General features: G+C 49.1%; 19 protein-coding genes and 5 pseudogenes. 8 read left to right on the forward strand and 16 right to left on the reverse strand.

Annotation, left to right across the window (positions count from 1 at the left end; translation table 11 throughout):
• The first annotated feature begins 41 nt into the window (after window positions 1-41).
• Entirely contained in the window at window positions 42-200 is a 159-nt protein-coding gene (locus tag C2E15_RS21785) for a hypothetical protein (RefSeq protein ID WP_167391896.1), read from the forward strand.
• Between the two features lie 239 nt (window positions 201-439).
• On the opposite strand, the gene C2E15_RS18025 is transcribed toward C2E15_RS21785, so the two are convergent.
• Window positions 440-1,744 (reverse strand): tyrosine-type recombinase/integrase, encoded by a 1,305-nt coding sequence (locus C2E15_RS18025; RefSeq protein ID WP_104958596.1) that lies wholly within the window; start codon window positions 1,742-1,744, stop codon window positions 440-442.
• A gap of 165 nt (window positions 1,745-1,909) precedes the next feature.
• Here C2E15_RS18025 and C2E15_RS21790 point away from each other — a divergent pair, with 165 nt between their 5' ends.
• Both C2E15_RS21790 and C2E15_RS18030 read left to right on the forward strand, forming a co-directional pair.
• On the forward strand, window positions 1,910-2,086 hold the full coding sequence (locus C2E15_RS21790; RefSeq protein WP_167391897.1) for a hypothetical protein: 177 nt from the start codon (window positions 1,910-1,912) through the stop codon (window positions 2,084-2,086).
• A 15-nt stretch (window positions 2,087-2,101) separates the two neighbouring features.
• Window positions 2,102-2,512, forward strand: coding sequence for a hypothetical protein (locus C2E15_RS18030; protein ID WP_104958597.1), 411 nt, complete (start codon window positions 2,102-2,104; stop codon window positions 2,510-2,512).
• Between the two features lie 28 nt (window positions 2,513-2,540).
• On the opposite strand, the gene C2E15_RS18035 is transcribed toward C2E15_RS18030, so the two are convergent.
• A complete protein-coding gene (locus tag C2E15_RS18035) occupies window positions 2,541-2,759 on the reverse strand; it encodes an ogr/Delta-like zinc finger family protein (RefSeq protein ID WP_104959230.1) in 219 nt (72 codons plus the stop codon).
• Window positions 2,760-2,820: 61 nt separating this feature from the next.
• Window positions 2,821-2,958: pseudogene (locus C2E15_RS18040) on the reverse strand (phage late control D family protein); the annotation flags it as partial.
• Window positions 2,959-3,700: 742 nt separating this feature from the next.
• Here C2E15_RS18040 and C2E15_RS18050 point away from each other — a divergent pair.
• The 3 genes from C2E15_RS18050 to C2E15_RS18060 all read left to right on the forward strand — a co-directional run bounded on the left by C2E15_RS18050 (window position 3,701) and on the right by C2E15_RS18060 (window position 5,862).
• Window positions 3,701-4,222, forward strand: coding sequence for a helix-turn-helix domain-containing protein (locus C2E15_RS18050; RefSeq protein WP_218926711.1), 522 nt, complete (start codon window positions 3,701-3,703; stop codon window positions 4,220-4,222).
• Between the two features lie 273 nt (window positions 4,223-4,495).
• A complete protein-coding gene (locus C2E15_RS18055) occupies window positions 4,496-5,416 on the forward strand; it encodes a hypothetical protein (protein WP_104958599.1) in 921 nt (306 codons plus the stop codon).
• On the forward strand, window positions 5,413-5,862 hold the full coding sequence (locus C2E15_RS18060) for a lysozyme inhibitor LprI family protein (RefSeq protein WP_245912307.1): 450 nt from the start codon (window positions 5,413-5,415) through the stop codon (window positions 5,860-5,862). Before C2E15_RS18055 ends, C2E15_RS18060 begins: the two co-directional genes overlap by 4 nt.
• A gap of 173 nt (window positions 5,863-6,035) precedes the next feature.
• On the opposite strand, the pseudogene C2E15_RS18065 reads toward C2E15_RS18060, so the two are convergent.
• The 3 genes and pseudogenes from C2E15_RS18065 to lysC form a co-directional block, all read right to left on the reverse strand.
• Window positions 6,036-6,481, reverse strand: a pseudogene (locus C2E15_RS18065) (phage virion morphogenesis protein).
• Window positions 6,481-6,906, reverse strand: coding sequence for a phage tail protein (locus C2E15_RS18070; RefSeq protein WP_104958600.1), 426 nt, complete (start codon window positions 6,904-6,906; stop codon window positions 6,481-6,483). Before C2E15_RS18070 ends, C2E15_RS18065 begins: the two are co-directional and overlap by 1 nt.
• Window positions 6,869-7,057, reverse strand: a pseudogene (gene lysC, locus C2E15_RS21880) (Rz1-like lysis system protein LysC); the annotation flags it as partial. The gene C2E15_RS18070 and the pseudogene lysC, both read right to left, overlap by 38 nt.
• 23 nt (window positions 7,058-7,080) lie before the next feature.
• Here lysC and C2E15_RS18075 point away from each other — a divergent pair.
• Window positions 7,081-8,118, forward strand: a complete 1,038-nt coding sequence (locus tag C2E15_RS18075) for a phage portal protein (RefSeq protein WP_104958601.1) — start codon at window positions 7,081-7,083, stop codon at window positions 8,116-8,118.
• Between the two features lie 29 nt (window positions 8,119-8,147).
• On the opposite strand, the gene C2E15_RS18080 is transcribed toward C2E15_RS18075, so the two are convergent.
• From C2E15_RS18080 to C2E15_RS18125, 10 genes and pseudogenes are all read right to left on the reverse strand, one after another.
• Complete coding sequence (locus tag C2E15_RS18080; protein WP_104958602.1) at window positions 8,148-9,413, reverse strand: hypothetical protein; 1,266 nt, start codon at window positions 9,411-9,413, stop codon at window positions 8,148-8,150.
• A gap of 278 nt (window positions 9,414-9,691) precedes the next feature.
• A pseudogene (locus C2E15_RS18085) lies at window positions 9,692-9,880 on the reverse strand (hypothetical protein).
• Between the two features lie 99 nt (window positions 9,881-9,979).
• Window positions 9,980-11,982, reverse strand: a pseudogene (locus C2E15_RS18090) (replication endonuclease).
• Window positions 11,975-12,289, reverse strand: coding sequence for a DUF5405 family protein (locus C2E15_RS18095; RefSeq protein ID WP_104958603.1), 315 nt, complete (start codon window positions 12,287-12,289; stop codon window positions 11,975-11,977). The pseudogene C2E15_RS18090 and the gene C2E15_RS18095 overlap by 8 nt, the downstream one beginning before the upstream one ends.
• Complete coding sequence (locus C2E15_RS18100) at window positions 12,286-12,513, reverse strand: TraR/DksA family transcriptional regulator (RefSeq protein WP_104958604.1); 228 nt, start codon at window positions 12,511-12,513, stop codon at window positions 12,286-12,288. Before C2E15_RS18100 ends, C2E15_RS18095 begins: the two co-directional genes overlap by 4 nt.
• Window positions 12,513-12,743, reverse strand: coding sequence for a DUF2732 family protein (locus tag C2E15_RS18105; protein WP_104958605.1), 231 nt, complete (start codon window positions 12,741-12,743; stop codon window positions 12,513-12,515). Before C2E15_RS18105 ends, C2E15_RS18100 begins: the two co-directional genes overlap by 1 nt.
• Window positions 12,744-12,811: 68 nt before the next feature.
• On the reverse strand, window positions 12,812-13,153 hold the full coding sequence (locus tag C2E15_RS18110; RefSeq protein ID WP_104958606.1) for a DUF5347 family protein: 342 nt from the start codon (window positions 13,151-13,153) through the stop codon (window positions 12,812-12,814).
• Window positions 13,117-13,308, reverse strand: coding sequence for a phage filamentation protein Fil family protein (locus C2E15_RS18115; RefSeq protein ID WP_104958607.1), 192 nt, complete (start codon window positions 13,306-13,308; stop codon window positions 13,117-13,119). The genes C2E15_RS18110 and C2E15_RS18115 overlap by 37 nt, the downstream gene beginning before the upstream one ends.
• A 7-nt stretch (window positions 13,309-13,315) precedes the next feature.
• Complete coding sequence (locus C2E15_RS18120; RefSeq protein WP_104958608.1) at window positions 13,316-13,825, reverse strand: phage regulatory CII family protein; 510 nt, start codon at window positions 13,823-13,825, stop codon at window positions 13,316-13,318.
• A gap of 35 nt (window positions 13,826-13,860) precedes the next feature.
• On the reverse strand, window positions 13,861-14,097 hold the full coding sequence (locus C2E15_RS18125; protein WP_104958609.1) for a regulator: 237 nt from the start codon (window positions 14,095-14,097) through the stop codon (window positions 13,861-13,863).
• A gap of 89 nt (window positions 14,098-14,186) precedes the next feature.
• On the opposite strand from C2E15_RS18125, the gene C2E15_RS18130 reads away from it, so the two are divergent.
• A complete protein-coding gene (locus tag C2E15_RS18130; RefSeq protein WP_104958610.1) occupies window positions 14,187-14,792 on the forward strand; it encodes a phage repressor protein CI in 606 nt (201 codons plus the stop codon).
• Window positions 14,793-14,800 lie beyond the last annotated feature (8 nt).

The raw sequence follows: 14,800 nt of genomic DNA on the forward strand, positions 1-14,800 counted from the left end.
CCACCCCCTACAAACCCGATAAGCACAATGAGGACCTCACAATGCAAAGTCGAGCCACCAGCGCCAAAATCACCAAACAACAAATTTGCCGCTCCGTTGCTAGCTCAACGGCTATTGAAACGGGTGAAGCTGTGCGGAAAATTGAGCAAAATCATAAGCAGTATCAAGCTAAAGCAAAAGCTATCGGCTTAGCTCGCTAATTCGGCAAAATATCGTCAACAAGCTGTATCATCGGCATATAGCTGTCAGTGATTTCGGCCTGAATAGCCTTTTAAACGCTTTATGCTCGCCAAAAAGACTGTAACCCAGCATCTGCCTGAACTGACAACACATCAAAATCTGCTTCATCGATAATGCCCGGTCTATTCAACAATACACTATCCTATGAACCAGGCTGGTAAATGCTCTTCAAAGAATTGAGACTATCTTTGGCCAATTCTCATCCTCTCTGGAATAAGTTCACTACGTTGCTGGTGGCCTGCTCAACATGATTAACCCTCTTTTCCCACTGTTCTAATGCCCTTCTTTTCTCTACAAGATAATCATAACGGTCATAGTGCTTCGAGCTGACATCCTGCAATGCATGGTTTTGAATGCGGTCACGCAGCTCTTTCGAAACACCGATTTCGCCCATCAGCGTTTTGCAGGTCCGCCGTAAATCCCTTGCAACAAACACCGGATTGTCAGGAAAGTGCTCACGATAATAGATGATTGCCTGCGCAAAACTGTCGGTCCGCAGATGTTTAGCCGCATCCAGCCGTTGCGGAAAGATAAACGGACTATTGTTAACGTTTTCCACCTTCAGCCTTTCCAGAATTTCGACCGCTGAATCCGTTAACGGAACCAGATGGTCACGCTTGTTCTTTGATACATCAGCGACGATCAACAGCGTTTTTTCTTCCCAGTTCACTGCATCCCAACGACTGGAAGCCAGTTCATGTGGGCGCTGGCCACCAGCGTAAACACATAAATTAAGCAGCAAACTTACCGTGCTGCCGACGCTTGGCGTTTTGGGGAAGTCCCCCATTAACTGTTGCAGTTCATTCAACTTGAGCCAGTTGGTTCCCGCTTTCTCTGCAGCAGACTGTTTAGGGATGACGCTCACCGGGTTCATCTCAAGCCCAAACATCACATTCTGCTGGTGGTTGGCCGGATCGTTGTCCGCTTTGAGCCCATAGTTGAAAGCTGCCATCAGATAAGAACGCACACGGTTTGCTTCAACGCTCGCACCGCGCTGAATGATAGCGGACAGAATCTGTTTGATATGTAGCGGTGTGACTTCGTTAGCTTTGGTATCTTTGGCGATAACGGAATACGTTTCTTTCTCCAGACGGTAGAGCACCTGCTGCCATGTCCGCTTTCCATCTTCCCGCATTTTGTTGGTGTAACCCTGAATAAGCTGCTCGATGCTGCCCTTTAACTGTTCGGCACGTTTTTGCTTTTCCAGCGCGATTTCCTGTTCAGCCTTTTCGACCTTAGGGTTCTTCCCTTCCTTCAGCGTACCGGCATAACCTTTCGCAAGCTGACGAGCCTGAGCTAACGACATTTCAGGGTAACGACCCAACTGAATAAAGTGGCGCTTAGCATTCCAGTAGTAGCGATAGTAGAAAACTCGCTGCCCGGATGGCTCAACTTTAACGCCCAGACGCCCTGCTCCGCGCTCACCACTCTTGTCCCAAACCTGATAAGCCGAGTCGCGAGCTTTAAGACCGCGCACCATTGAGTCCGTTAGATTGTCTGCCAAGAGAGAGTCCTTACGAGAATTATATTGCTGTTTTCTGGGTGATGTAGCAGGTGACGTAAGGATGATACTGAAAGGAAGATCCCGGAACAACATGAAACGAAGAAATCAACATAACGTTCTGTTTTATAGCATTTAATAAGCGAACATGGTTTAAGATGAAAAACGATGGAACAAGCTATTCATATGACTCATAATCGCTTGGTCGTTGGTTCAAACCCAACAGGGGCCACCAAATTTTACCTGTTAAATCAGGAATCTAAGCCACCTCGCAAGGGTGGCTTTTTTGTTGGCGTCGCAGTCATTGGCAGCAAAATGGCAGCAGAAATTTTGCATCGCTTTTAAACAGAGACCCTCTTCATGAAAAAAATTCTCTTTTCGCTCTCGCTTTTGCTGGCGTCTAACGCCTTTGCGAATGAAATTTCTCGGCCGGTTTTAAATGATTTTGCTGATGATGTTCCTAAACCCGTTTTAGAAGTCATCAATACTTATCAGCACGACTCTTTCGGTCTTCTTGATGGCACCCTATCCATGACGATGAAGAAGCCAGCCGTTAACGAAGATATGGCCGTACTGTTTTTCCGTGGTATATGCGACACACAATACGTTGGCAAAACGTGGAATCCCGGCTTGATAAAGAAGGTTGTTATTTCAAATAAATCAGGCGATCAGCAGATAACGCTTAACGGCGGTGGGCAGGAATGCAAAAGGCTAGGTCCTATGAATATGGATGAGTCTGATAAATATATAAAATCGCTTATTCAAAAATAAACCCGCCTGAGCGGGTTCTGATGGAAAGCTATAACCAAAGCGTGCCCTGTGGCGATCGGTTCGGATGCGGAGGAACAGGCTTCACTGTAGCGGGTTGCGAGATAATTTCAGCGACGGTTTCATGAGACTTGAAAGTACAGCTGCAATTAATATTCTGGCACGGGTTATAGCGTTCCTTCGTTGTCTTAGAAACCTGAAAACTACTGCGAGTATGTGCTGCGCTTCCACACAGCGGGCAATTCATCATAGTGGCGCACCCCTTCCCATTTAAGATGAATAATACACAAAAAAACATAATGGGATGGTTCTTATTCCATTTCGAGACTATCAATCTTCACCTCCAGCTCCAGACTGGTGGTAAACCCACCGTCACTGCTCAGGCTGTGCGTCAGCGTGGTGATAATCCAGCTGCTGCCGTCTACCTGCTTTTTGAAGCCGCTGACCTTCCCGGTGCGGATCAGGTTGGTGATAAGGCGCATGATTTCGGTGAGTTGTGCGTTCATGCCAAGAGGTTGCCATGAACGAAAGTTGAGAGGCAGAGATGGGCATTGTATGAGATGTGATACAAAGGTTTAACCGAACTGAGTCATTGAGTTGATGCTTTATTTGCGCTGGATTAAGCCTGAATGGACAGTCCGCTGTGTGCCAAAAGCGAACATCGCTGACATCAAAATATGTTAATTGACCAGGAAAAGGTCAAACCCTCATTTCACGTTAACAGCGGGTGCGGATATTTCGTTGCCTGCACCAAATTATGTTGCCGTTCCCACCGTCGTGACATGACGCTGAGCGTTCCCAAACACACAGGAAACAGAAAATGAATGTGAATACTGAGATTTTGAAACTCTGGCAATCCAGGGGAGAAAACGAGCGCACCGGATCCGATGCTGAGAAGGTTGCAGACATTGCCTGGGAGCAGGGGTTGCGACTTCACCCTCAGCGAAATATTCACCATGACAGAGTGAAGTACCTCATTGGCCATCGCAACATAGGCTAGGGCTGCCAGGTTGATGTATTGCAGTGCGGCTTTTGAAGGAGGCTTAGGTGATTCATCGTTAACTAATCGGTTTTTAAATAGCCCATCAAGTTCCTGTTAGGAACATCATTGTTCTTTTGTGGAATTTAAATGTTCCAAAAAACAACTTGCCGTGTTACCTTCTTTAGACTGAAACTATAGAGGTAACTGGTATGTCCGAAACACAATACATCACAACCTACTCAAGTATTTGCATGATACTTTTACGTGAATTGCGCATAGAGAGAGGGGTCCACCAAGCGCAAGTTGCCGATTGGATTGGTAAAACTCCAAGCGCATGGACGAAAGTTGAGGCAGGTAAAAGCCCACTGCAGTTTGAGGTTTTTGTTCGGGTCTGCTTTAGCTTTCAGGTTCAGCCATCAACAGTTATGGCAACAGCAGAACGTTACGCTGCGTTGCTTCGTCAGCATCAGTGGGCTGTTTTAACTTCAGAGCTGAATCTTGGCGAAGATTTGCTAATAAGTCGCGCACAGGAATATTGGGCTTCCCCGGGGTTTCGATCCAGTAATAATACTCCTGCTGGATGGGGCGTGCCATCTGTGCTAAACGGACCACTATATAACCCTGATGGAACGATCACTCTCGCCTTATCCATCCGCTTTGCGCTAGATAAGAATTTTCGCGAGATTCAATTGAGTTCACAACAAGTTCTAAGCCCGCCCTGGCAATCATAGGACCACTACCGCAGTTGAATTAATTTCATGTCCGCTTCTCGCTCAAAGCGGACGTTACGAATACAACGGTATGCTAAGGATAGGAGATCAGTTCACCGCATGCCGAGTCCCAGCACAGGCATAATGCAGACGGAACTTTTGGCTACCGGGTGTCCGGAGCTGCGTTTTCTCATGTACTGGGATCTGCCCCTGACAGCGTGGCTAATACGCTCTAAAAAAGATAGAATTTTGCCACATGATTAGACATGACATTGCTCGCGCAAAGGACAAACCATGACTCATGGCCGACATCAAGGTCCACACATTTTTCGATTGTCTTCATCAGTCGGAGCCTGTGGAACCAATAATCCTGACGAAGTTAAGGCCATCCAGCATCTGGTAAAAAATGCAGGGTATGGACTGACTACAGGAAGATCACTTGCAGTAAATGGACACTGTGATACTGCTACTATTGAGGCGATACGCTGGTATCAGCGGCTTTTAAATATGTCGCCTAACGGCCTGATTCAGCCTACAGATACATGGTTCATGCAGGCTCTTGATAAGGCTACCTCTCCCCATTTTCGCCCCAAACACAGCGGCGGTCCGTTGGCCGTCCGGCGGGGGCAACTGACTTTCGATGCAGAAGGCGTTGACTACATTACCGCCGTGGCGCCATTCCGGCAGCGTCGTTACCCTAATTTCTCACGCATACTGCAATGGCCGCCTACAAACTCGTCGGGGGTAACATTAGGACGTGGGTATGACATGGGAAACCGCAGTGCAGGAGAAATTTTCAATACGCTAAGGCAGGCCGGCATTGAAGAATACAAGGCTGTAATATGTTCAAAAGCGGCACATATCAAAGGCCATCAGGCAGGACAATTTGTAAAAGTCTATGGCCCTCTGGTTGGCGAGATCACTCATCAACAGCAAATTCGGCTTTTTGAGCTTGCTTACCAGGTAAAGGTTAACGAGGCCAGGAATCTTTATAAACGGGTATCACACCGTCTCCCTGATGCGCCTGAATGGGAACAGCTGGATCAAAAAATACAGGATGTAATAATCGATATTTTCTACCAAGGTGTACACAATGCCAGAGCACTTTTCCAGGCTGCCATCGATGGCAGGGCTGCTTTGATCACCCATATAAAAAACTCATCCATTTACATGTCATTTGAAAACCACAGACACAGGATCAGGTATCTGCAGTGAAAAAAATCTTCATTATTCTGGGGGCGCTGACTGCCTCTATGGCAGCACATGCGGAGCTTACCACGGGTGTGGAACGAGACCTCTGTTTCAAAAAAAATGAGGACATTCCGTCAGCTTATAATTGCCTGACTGTCAAAAAAGAAAGCAGTAACAAGGAAATGGATACGCTCATTGCTGAAACTGTTAAGCGCATAAAGGCTAATAACGTTGGCCCTTTCAATGGAAAAGAAGACAATCCTGAAACCGCCGGGGATGTTTACAGCCAGCGGTTTATTGAGGCGCAAAAATTCTGGAAAAACTATCGCGATAAGCTGTGTTTGTCGGTAGCGACCGAACTGGACGAGGACGCTGATGACTACCAGTCATACATAGACCAGTGCCAGATCAACCTTAATAAAAATCACGCCGGTGAAATAGCACAGATGGGATTGCCGCCAGCTGACTAGTATTTGGCTACTTTATTGAATATTCCAATGCAAAGAGCCCGCGAAATGCGGGTTCAGCATCAGCAGCTGCGCTACAATTTTCAATGCGCGCGTCCGCTTTTCGTTTATAAAAGGTATTAAATTGAGGAGCAACCAGAAATATTTAAAAAGCGGTTCAATTTTGGGCACTCAATTTATCCAGTAAGCCAGCGCAGCAATGCCTCATGTACTGCGGTTTCCACTTCACTATTCACGCCCAGCAGGGACGCGCTGCGTATTTCACCCCAGCGCCACCCCGGCTCACCCGATAGCGCAACCCGTAGTGATGCACACAGGCAATACGCTGCACCAGCCCGGTAAACCGGACCTCTGACTGGCTGGCATTTGCCTGCGCTTTGAGGTATTTCGCCGTTTTCAGCTTCGTAAACATCTTGCGCTTCATCCGCCCCTGCTTTGTCCAGGCGGTCATCCGGCGCGGCTCCCATGTCGTCCCGTCCGGCGCACGCTGCGCGGTGATATTCTGCTGCTGAATGCGCCGCACGTCCTGCGCCACCTCACGCAGCATCCGTGTGCGTGCTGCCGGTTCCAGATTTGCCAGCAGTACGGCCAGCCAGTCGTAAATCTTTTGCCGTTCGTCCATCAGCGCCCCGTCCAGAACTCTTCCGGCTCGTCCGACTCCGGTACGGCTTCAATCTGCATCTGCCCGTTGACCTCCCGTGCTATCACCCGCTCCGTCAGCTTCAGGTTCAGGCTAAGATCGCAGGCACCGTTGCCCAGAATATCCACTTCAAAGGTAAACAGCTTTTCCCGCTCATAAGGGTTCTGCAACGCATCGGGCTGATTGTCCCGCAGCCAGTACAGAATGGGGGCCATTAACAGGTTCTGGTCGCCGGTGAAGTCCGTCACCCCCACGTTCAGGGTGTAGCGGTACTCCCATGAGATGGACGCGGCAGAAGTAGCAACCAGCGAACCGTTATCCACAAACAGGTGCAGCCGATCCGGGTTCTCCCGCACATAGGGCACCGACTTATTCAGGGCGTGGCGTAAGGACTGCGGTTTGTTCATCGTCTTTTTCCTGACAGTTCACTATGGTGTCCACCTTATCCGCGCAGTTCGCCCAGGCGGCTTCCGTCTCATCCAGCAGGCGCATCAGATCGCCGTTACTGCGCGGAGCGGCTGGCAAACGAACCCCTGCAGGGCGAAGCGGCCCACACCCGCAACATTATGGAGATCTGTTAAATGAGCAAACGAAAAAGCCGCGCCCGCACGCAGCCGGTCAGTCAGCCGGAAAACATGACCGGCGCACCGGCGGCGGAAGCGTTCACCTTTGGCGACCCGGTGCCGGTTCTCGATCGCCGTGAACTGCTGGACTATGTGGAATGCGTGGTGATGGACCGCTGGTATGAGCCGCCGGTAAGTTTTGACGGGCTGGCGCGCACGTTCCGCTCCGCCGTTCATCACAGCTCTCCGATCAGCGTAAAGTGTAACATTCTGGCGAGCACCTTTATCCCGCACCCGCTGCTGAGTCAGCAGGCTTTTACCCGCTTTGCGATGGATTATCTTGTCTTTGCCAATGCCTATCTGGAGAAGCGAACCAGCCGCCTCGGGAACACGATCAAGCTGGAGCCATCGCTTGCGAAGTTTACGCGTCGCGGACTCGACCTTGATACATACTGGTATGCGCATTACGGCATCAACGCCGATCCGTATGAGTTTGCGAAGGGCAGCGTCTTTCACCTGATGGAGCCGGACATTAATCAGGAAATTTACGGCGTGCCGGGGTATCTGTCGGCCATCCCGTCCGCGCTGCTGAATGAGTCGGCCACGCTGTTTCGCCGCAAGTATTACATTAACGGCAGTCACGCGGGCTTTATCATGTACATGACCGACCCGGCACAGAGCCAGCAGGACGTGGATAACATCCGCAGCGCCATGAAAAGCGCTAAGGGACCTGGCAATTTTCGTAACCTGTTTATGTACAGCCCGAACGGGAAAAAGGACGGCATCCAGATCATCCCGCTGTCAGAGGTAGCGGCGAAGGATAAGTTTCTGAACATCAAAAACGTGAGCCGCGACGATATGCTGGCTGTTCACCGCGTGCCGCCGCAGCTGATGGGAATAATCCCGAACAACACCGGCGGGTTTGGTGACATAGAGAAAGCCAGCCGCGTGTTCGTGCGTAACGAGTTGATACCCCTGCAAGAGCGATTTAAAGAGCTGAATAGCTGGCTTAATGAAGAAGTAATAAGTTTCAATCCCTATATTTTAGATATGTAAATAAAAGGCACCCTTGCGGGTGCCTTTACTTATGGTAAATCTAAGTCATCTTTCAATTCAGCTATATCTTGATGTTGAAGCCATATCAAAAAACCTTTATCAACTACATTCAGCTTTCTATTTGTCTGATCATAATCAAGTATGATTGGCATTATATTTTTTTTAATCTGTAAGGATGCAGTAGATTGCAATGACTGAGTTACATTACCGAGGTTAAGCTTTTCGCCTCTTGGATGAACAGACTGTAAAGTTGCTCTAATATCCTTGAACTTAAGGCCTAGTTCAAGCTCACTAATTGTTGAGGAAAGTACAGGGTAAAGAATCCACTTATGCATCTGCAATTCTGTATCCTGAAAACCATCCGAAAAGTTTATTAAAAAAGAGTTGTAACGTGCTGATTGGTCACCGACGATTTTTGCAATGATCTCTTTACCGTCTAAACCATTGCCAATAGTCGTCTTGATTTGTTGTGTTCCTGAAATACCACACTCGATACATGCACGCCTACATGCCTCCTGAACCAAATAAATACTGTTGAGGCAGTGAAGAACAATGTCAGCTTTAAACTTTGCATCAAAATCGATGTTAAGGAGTTCACCGCCTTTTTGAATTGCCATCTCCAACTCAGCCGTTTCCCACTTGTCAGCGTTAACAGATATGATTCGGCCAGTTAAATCACCGTTATAAACAATTAATCTATTATCCTCTAACCACACGCCAACAACAATAAAAATTATATTTGAACTCTCGTGGAAAGCTTTTAAAGCTATAGAGAAATCACGTTGAGTCTCGAAAGGCATATAGTGAAAGTCTTCGAGCACTATAATTTTTTTAAAGTTAATTGATTTTAGAGCCGCAATCACATCATTGACATCATCCACATCAATTTCTAAAGGTGCTTTAACTTGTTCGTGAGAATTTGTATCTTCTATTTCCCCACCGGCACTTGCACCGAATCCGAAAATACTTGTTTTAATGGTTGCAAGAATCTTATTTTTACCTGTGATTCCTTTTTTAGTTGATTGCGTAATTTCGAACCCTGCTCTTTTTAAGATGCTAGCATTCAACTCTGACACATCTGAGCGGTTTGAGCACTGGACTAAAATATAATCCTCAGAATTTATGCAGTGTTTCCTTACGCAAGTTTTCCCTTGTTTAGAGCTGCCGTATATAACAATATGCTTTTTAGCCAATAATTCCTGTTTTAATTTATTGTCTACGTCAGGCCTTTCAATGTAATTAAGTGGCAAATCCCTTGATAAACCAAAAATTTCATTTGTCTCAAAATTCTGCATAAATCATTCCGCTGATGTTGGGGGATAGTTAAAAATAACTTTTTACAGGGGGTTCTGCAACAAGCATGCACTAGGTGTTAATATGATTGCGCGCGCTCGTACCCCCGCCACGCCTGCCCGCTTTATGTAGCGGTTTTCATGCACCTGCATGACATCGTAAAAGCCCGCCGGGACTGGCGGGCTTCGACGCTGGCGATCCTCTGCGGATCATGCGAATTAATGCGAATTCATGCGGCATAGTCATGCACGTCAGGCTATCACCGCTGTACTACCAGTTATCACTCTGAAATCTGCATTGAACGGTTGTACTCTTGATTACGCAGGCGCGCCATCAGTTCGTCTGTTAGTTCTGATACCCATTCTATTGCCAGACGTTTTTCCTAATCGCTACAGTCACTGACAGAAACAAGTTTTAAAAAGAAATCAATACGCTGGAGTTTTACTGACTCCAAAAGATAGTCCTGCATGTCGCCTCCTTCATCCCACTAACTGTATATATATACAGTATAAAAGATTTAAGATGATGTGAAACTTTTTTAACTTTCAATGGGATTGATCTGTTGCTCTCAGCTGCCGATACGCTTCTCCTGTAACCTGCCGTTCTGATAGAAAAGCTTCATTTTTGCCCCACTATCGAGGTTGGTGCCCCTTAAAAGCAGCGCTATTTCCTCATCACTGCCATCGAACCCCCGGCTTTTTAACTCCAGCTCTAATCGTCGGCGCTGCGGCCCCGTACAGTTATTGACAGAACTCCAAGGGGCGGCAGAGCCGCCAGAAAAACCTGCCTCCGCTGACGCCTCGGCCTTGGCGACCTTTTCCCATTAAACCAGACGCGTGGAGATTTCAGAGCCATAGACTTGCGGCGAATAGATGCCCTGGATGCGTTGCACGTCTTCCGCATACTCGTTGCCCTGCTCATTGATTTCGTAGCAAAGCCGGATAACCAGATCTTCCCGGGAAACCAGCGGCCCGCCCTGCGCCTGTGTATAGGACGCCCAGCAACCCACGTCAGCGGCAGCCAGCACGGCGTCCATCTTCGGATCAGGCAGCTGCTTATCACGCAACCGGCGCAGCTCACGCCATACCGTAACCGGAGCGCCACCAATCTGTTGAAACTGACGAATGGACCAGCGGGACGCCCAAGCGGAAACGGCCTTCGACATATCGCGCAGGCTTTCTCCCGTTTCGTCGTCCTTTTCGCCGTCCAGGGCGTAGCCGTCGATGTTTTTGGAAATATACTTGGCGATGTAGCCAGTAGCGCTGCCCTTTGCCGGGTCAATGCTTTCGGCATGGAAACGCGCCCGGCGCGCCTCCGGCGTTTTCAGCTCCGCGCTTTCTTCCTGATAAACGTAATCACGCATAATCTGCTGCACTCGCTCCCGGTGTTCCGGCAGCATAAACAGCAGCATATGCCAGTGCGGCGTTCCATCGTGATGCGGCTCCACTACGCGAAAGCCAAAAACGTGAATGTCTTCACGTGAGAGCGCGGCCCGAATTTTTGACCAAACCTTACAGAGATAGCGCTGTGTGTCTTTGGGGCTGGCACCGTTCCACTGCGACACAAAGCCACCTTTGCTGTATACGGCGTGATATTTTGACGGCGCTGTAAGTGTGTAGAACTCACCAACGCATCCGGTTTCATTGGCAATGTCCTCAAAGCCGCGCATACGCACCATCAGCTCGCACCGGCGAACGGCCGGATTTGCGTTGCTGCGGTTAACCATATCTTCCAGGGCAATGCGATCGCCTTCGTCGTTGATAAGGTCGAAGCGTTTGAAAAACTCCCGGTTGCGTTTCTTCTGCTCCACCCATTCGCCCAGGGTGCCACGAGACACATACGGCGAAGCGGTTTTTTGAACCTGACCGACGGCGATAGCCATATGCTCACGCTGCAGATCGCGCATTTTTTCAGGCGTCCGCGCCACCACTCCGGGGCCATCATTCGCAGCAGGCCGGACTGCGCCTTACGCAGCGGCAGCGTGCCCCGGCCAGCCTGATATTCAGCCCGATAGGGCGGCGTGGTGCCGGTAAGCGCGGCCAACTCAGAAAGGTATCGGTAGGCAACCAGTGTGATCGCTTCTTCGTCGGCATCATCCGGCAGGGTCACGGCGGTTGTGAAATCAGCCAGGCTTTGCGCCATGAAGGTGCCAACCTTATAGGCAAGATCACGGACGTCCTGGCGGTCCAGCGTGGGCAGGCGGTCCAGCTGTTTGATAAACGGCAGCTCGCTTGCGGCCGTTTCGGGCAAGCTGTAGCGGCTGCGGACAAGCTGCAGGCGTGGCAATACGTTCTGACCAATTGTCTGGCTTAAAAACGTATTAGCACGGCGACGGCCCTGTTTTTCGTCTGCCAGTAATCTGGCATAGCGCTCACCAAAATAGCCGGCAAGGAAATCCGGCAAATCGTGCAGATACTGGCTGCGCCAGTTGTGATCCGTGGCGTCCTGGTGCCATAGCTTCAGCTCTGTCAGGGTGATGTCCTTCGGCGCGCCCGGCGAAAAGTACTCACGCCGCATCTGATTAACGGCGTGATAGCTCCCCTGAACAGCTTCCATGACGGCTTCAGTCATGTGCGACCTGCAGCTCAGACAGTGCCATTTCGGCCAGTTCCGCCAGCCTGCGGGCTTCAGCCACATAGCTGCTGGCCGTTTCCATTCCTTTACGCAGCACCTGATGCCCAATCGCATCGGATACCAGGTCACGCACCAGCAGCACCGGGTTGTTGTAAAGAGCCATAACCTCCGAAATCTGCGTGCGTACGCCTTCCTCTTCCCGCCAGCTGAATTTCTCCAGGGCAATAAGCCGGGGCTTACCCGGCTGCTTATGTTGCTTTACGGAAATGGTGTAACGGCCATCAATAACCGGGTTTGTGGTCATACCGCGCCGCCTTTGTAATGGGTGCGCTTCAGCTCGCTGATGTCCTGACAGGTCACGCAGTGGGTTACACCCTGAACGGCGCGTCGGTGGGCTTCCGGGATGGCCTCGCCACATGTGAGACAAAAAAACTCGCTAATCTGCACGGGCCGATTAAGCGCATTATGAAGATGGCGCGCCAGTTCCTCCTGTACACGCTCTTGCACGCGGTCCATTGCGTCTGCCATCAGTGCAGCTGCTCTGCCTGATTTTGAAATTTCTCAGCTTCTTGGGTAAGTAGCTCAGCGGCTTCTACATGGCTTAACTGACTGCTTCGGATCTTCCATGCCAGAACAATAAGGCGAGACACCATCACTTCAGCTCGGGCACCACGCTCTTCCATACGTGCGTCCTGCAGCATTACATTTAATGGCTGTTCGTAGTCTTCAGTTTTCTTTTCTCCAAAAAAGTTATTCATTATTTATCTCCAGATTTCAGGCAAAGGAATGTCCGGCGGGTTTACGCCATTTAATCTCGTCAGGTTAATTAGTTAGGTAACGTCAGCTTTTTGGGAAATAAACTCACGACTGCATGGAAATGATTCATTGCACTAATCAGCGCGTATTTTTCATCACTCGTCAGTTCATCAAATTCAACGTCATGACGTTCTGACCGGATATTTTCCAGAAAGAAAATTGCGCCTAATGCCCTTTTGTTCTGCTCGTACTGCGTATCGCGTCTGTCTCGCATATCAGCCATAAAACGCTTCAGCTCATTACCGCAGTTATCACCCCATAACTTTGTGCGAATAGCCGCAATGTGATTCAGGCCTTTTACGCGTTGGCCTGCGCTTAACTGAACAGCAATGTTTTCACCTTCAATCGCCATTTGTTCTTTCTCCCTTTTCCGGTTAAACCTGCCAGCAGCTCCGCCTGGTTGTTTGAAGGATGCCAGCGTGTGCCGTCCTGCCCCATTATCCAGCCATGTCCGTAGGCTGGTGCCGGGTTCTGCCGCTTTAGCAAAGGGGCCACTGGAAATACCATGTTTACCTCAGCTGATACCGATGGAAGCGCCAAGACCGCTAATAGCGTCTACGGTGCTGGCAAGCGTCGGGTTTGAATGAATACGTGTCTGTACCGCCATTGCGGCCAGCGTCAGACAGCGGATGCCGCTGTTTACGTTCTGAATTAAGCCGCGGCGGCAGGACGTTGTAACCTTGTCCTGAACCACTGCAACAGCGGCCAGCTGTCCTACTTCTGCCATGGCTTTGAGGACGTAAGATGATAATTTTTCTTGCGCCACTTCATTGACCGGTACACATGGCAGACACTGCAACTGCGCCAGCATTCCATCAACCAGGGTTGCGTCTTCTGTTAGGTCGGTGAGGATCAGCATTTCCCGAACCGTAAGCTGATGCACCTGGTCGGGGTTCAACTTGTTACTGACAGTCTGCGGATTCAGGCCCGCTTTTTTTGCCAGCTGGATGATATTGTGCTTTGCCGCAAATTCCCGGCAGGCTTCATCAAAGTGACTGTGTGTGGAAACACGGAAATCAAACATGAACTTTCCCTTTCGATATCCCAATATGGAATCCATTAGCCTTGCATGGTGATTTCGCAGCCAGCAGCCGCTTCAATCGTTAAGGCCACCATGTTGATTTCGATAAGCCCGTTAACCCCTTCTTTCTTTCTGATCGGCAGACGGTTTTCACGATACATCTGGCGGACAGTTCCTTCTTTGTAACCGGTACGACGGCAGAACTCTTCTACTGTAACGTAGGGTTCTGAAATCACGAGATTGATTGATGGACGCATTGAAAGTTTACGGGTCATGATGCACTATCCTCTGTTGAGTTTTAGCCAACTCTATTTATCACTATTAAACACGTCATCATACGACGAGTGAATATTAGGATCACAAATTGGAAAGGTCAGTTAGAGATTTTACGAGTCGTAAAGCACCAACATTACCAGAGGGTGGTAAAGATCCTATTGAGCGTATCGTTCAAGCATATGGTTTCTCATCCCGCCAGGCGCTGTGTCGTCATCTAAACGTATCCCAAAGCACTATGGCTAACCGCATAATGCGTGGGAACTTTCCAGCTGATTGGGTTCTTATTTGCTCTATGGAAACCGGTACTTCGCTGGAGTGGCTGACGTATGGCCGCGGTGATTCAATCATCACAAAACAAGACGAGTCATCAGCTAAAATCGAATTCAAAAAAATCACAAATGGGAATTTCACTTCATCTGATTGGGTTGAATATGACGCACAGCTCTTGCCCAGTGATGTTAAAGCCCCTCTGTTAGTATATTTCGAGAAACAGAATTACCTGGTTGATATGACTGCTGCAGAGATCACTGACGGGCTATGGCTCATCGAGATTGATAAGCTCATCAGCGTTAAAGAGCTGTATCGTTTTCCCGGCGGGCGCATCCGCGTTGAAAATGGAAAAGCCTCATTTGAATGCAAAGCAGACGACATCAAAGTGTTGGGTAAAGTCGTTGCTCGTACTGAATATCTTTAAAGGCTAAG

The organism is Mixta gaviniae, from assembly GCF_002953195.1.
Taxonomy (GTDB): domain Bacteria; phylum Pseudomonadota; class Gammaproteobacteria; order Enterobacterales; family Enterobacteriaceae; genus Mixta; species Mixta gaviniae.

What these genes read in the sequence shown, in the direction of transcription:
- C2E15_RS21785 (WP_167391896.1), top strand. Translation starts at nt 42, where the DNA reads ATGCAAAGTCGAGCCACCAGCGCCAAAATCACCAAACAACAAATTTGC.
- C2E15_RS21790 (WP_167391897.1), top strand. Translation starts at nt 1,910, where the DNA reads ATGGAACAAGCTATTCATATGACTCATAATCGCTTGGTCGTTGGTTCA.
- C2E15_RS18030 (WP_104958597.1), top strand. Translation starts at nt 2,102, where the DNA reads ATGAAAAAAATTCTCTTTTCGCTCTCGCTTTTGCTGGCGTCTAACGCC.
- C2E15_RS18035 (WP_104959230.1), bottom strand. Translation starts at nt 2,759, where the DNA reads ATGATGAATTGCCCGCTGTGTGGAAGCGCAGCACATACTCGCAGTAGT.
- C2E15_RS18050 (WP_218926711.1), top strand. Translation starts at nt 3,701, where the DNA reads ATGTCCGAAACACAATACATCACAACCTACTCAAGTATTTGCATGATA.
- C2E15_RS18055 (WP_104958599.1), top strand. Translation starts at nt 4,496, where the DNA reads ATGACTCATGGCCGACATCAAGGTCCACACATTTTTCGATTGTCTTCA.
- C2E15_RS18070 (WP_104958600.1), bottom strand. Translation starts at nt 6,906, where the DNA reads ATGAACAAACCGCAGTCCTTACGCCACGCCCTGAATAAGTCGGTGCCC.
- C2E15_RS18075 (WP_104958601.1), top strand. Translation starts at nt 7,081, where the DNA reads ATGAGCAAACGAAAAAGCCGCGCCCGCACGCAGCCGGTCAGTCAGCCG.
- C2E15_RS18080 (WP_104958602.1), bottom strand. Translation starts at nt 9,413, where the DNA reads ATGCAGAATTTTGAGACAAATGAAATTTTTGGTTTATCAAGGGATTTG.
- C2E15_RS18095 (WP_104958603.1), bottom strand. Translation starts at nt 12,289, where the DNA reads ATGACCACAAACCCGGTTATTGATGGCCGTTACACCATTTCCGTAAAG.
- C2E15_RS18100 (WP_104958604.1), bottom strand. Translation starts at nt 12,513, where the DNA reads ATGGCAGACGCAATGGACCGCGTGCAAGAGCGTGTACAGGAGGAACTG.
- C2E15_RS18105 (WP_104958605.1), bottom strand. Translation starts at nt 12,743, where the DNA reads ATGAATAACTTTTTTGGAGAAAAGAAAACTGAAGACTACGAACAGCCA.
- C2E15_RS18110 (WP_104958606.1), bottom strand. Translation starts at nt 13,153, where the DNA reads ATGGCGATTGAAGGTGAAAACATTGCTGTTCAGTTAAGCGCAGGCCAA.
- C2E15_RS18115 (WP_104958607.1), bottom strand. Translation starts at nt 13,308, where the DNA reads ATGGTATTTCCAGTGGCCCCTTTGCTAAAGCGGCAGAACCCGGCACCA.
- C2E15_RS18120 (WP_104958608.1), bottom strand. Translation starts at nt 13,825, where the DNA reads ATGTTTGATTTCCGTGTTTCCACACACAGTCACTTTGATGAAGCCTGC.
- C2E15_RS18125 (WP_104958609.1), bottom strand. Translation starts at nt 14,097, where the DNA reads ATGACCCGTAAACTTTCAATGCGTCCATCAATCAATCTCGTGATTTCA.